This is a genomic window from Mycobacterium sp. 1081908.1 (genome assembly GCF_001673535.1).
In the GTDB taxonomy this organism is placed as follows: Bacteria; Actinomycetota; Actinomycetes; order Mycobacteriales; family Mycobacteriaceae; genus Mycobacterium.
On record NZ_LZLY01000024.1, the window covers coordinates 1 to 1,326 of the forward strand.

Genomic DNA, 1,326 nt, shown 5'->3' on the forward strand with positions numbered 1-1,326 from the left:
GTGATGTCGCGAGACATCGAGGACAGATGTCTCGCGACATAGTGAACACCTTCAGTTGTTGGCTGGGGGTGTTTTCTGGTTTTGGGGTTGGTAGTCGCGGCTGGTGTCGAGGGTGAGTTCGCGGATGAGTTGGCCGTGGGGGGTGGCGATGATGCGGATGTTGAGGTCGGCGATGAGCATGAGGACGGGTGTGTTGGCCCAGCGGTGGCCGATGCCGATGTGGTGGAGGCGTCCGGCGTGGCGCAGGGTGAGTTTGCCGTAGGTGTCGACGCGGTCGGTGCGCACTCGCCAGTGGATGCCGGGCGGGGTGTTGGCGGGTCCGGCGGGGGGTCGGGCGTGGTAGGCGTGTTGTGGGGTGTGGCGATCGCAGGAGCGGTGGGGGCGCACGGTGTTGTAGTACTCGGTGAAGGCGTCCAGCTGGGCTTGTAGGTCGGGGATCCTGGCTGCTCGGGGTTGGCGGGTGAGCCATTTTTTGAGGGTTTGGTGGAAGCGTTCGACCTTGCCGCAGGTCTGGGGGTGGTAGGGCCGGGAGTTTTTGAAGACGATGCCCAGGGTGGCCAGTTCGGTTTGCAGGGCGGTGCGCCCGCCGGGGCCGGTGGCGTGTCGGGCGGTGAAGACCATGCCGTTGTCGGTGAGCACGCCGGCGGGCAGGCCGTGGGCGGCAAAGGCGTTGCGGAAGCAGTCGCGTACGGCCGGCGCGGTGAACACGGTGCGGGCGGTGCAGAGCAGAACTTTGCGGGAATGGTCGTCGAGGATGTTGAGGATCTCGATCTGCGCGCCGTTGGCGGCGGTCGGATCGGGGCCGGCGAGTTGCCAGTGGGTGATGTCGGCCTGCCAGCATTCGTTGGGTTGTTCGGCCTGGAAGCGGATGTAGCTGCTGCGGGGTCGCTTGTGGGGTTGGGCGGTGATGAAGCCGCGCCGGCGCAGGATCTTGTGGATCGTGGACAGCGCGGGCGTGGTGCCGGTCTGGCGGTGGAGGTGAACGGCAATCGTGTGGGGCCCCGCGTCGAGGCCTTGTTCGCCAAGTTGCTTGCGCAGCTTGATGATCCATTCTTCGACCGTGACGGGCACTTGGCGCGGATTAGACGCCGGGCGTCGTGAGCGCGGCTCGAGTCCGGCCTCGCCCTCGGCGCGGTAGCGGGCCAGCAGGACATAGATCCACGAGCGCGCGACCCGGTAGTCCCGGGCGACTTCGCTGATCGGGCGGTGCTCACATTCGACAGCGGCGACAACCAAACGGGCCTTCGACATGAGGACACCTCGCGATCACTGGGCTGTCCTCTATGTCGGGAGACATCCGTCCTCTATGTCAATGAACCACAGACC

The 1,326-nt window shown here is 65.9% G+C and carries 1 protein-coding gene; it reads right to left on the minus strand.

Annotated features, from left to right (window positions below; all coding sequences use genetic code 11):
- Positions 1-51 precede the first annotated feature (51 nt).
- Positions 52-1,251 carry an IS481 family transposase gene (locus tag A5655_RS04390; RefSeq protein ID WP_067005953.1) on the minus strand — a complete coding sequence of 400 codons (1,200 nt, stop codon included), beginning with the start codon at positions 1,249-1,251 and terminating at the stop codon, positions 52-54.
- Positions 1,252-1,326: the final 75 nt, after the last annotated feature.

Bases quoted from the DNA above. Each gene is read 5' to 3' on its own strand.
- A5655_RS04390 (WP_067005953.1), bottom strand. From the start codon at position 1,251: ATGTCGAAGGCCCGTTTGGTTGTCGCCGCTGTCGAATGTGAGCACCGC.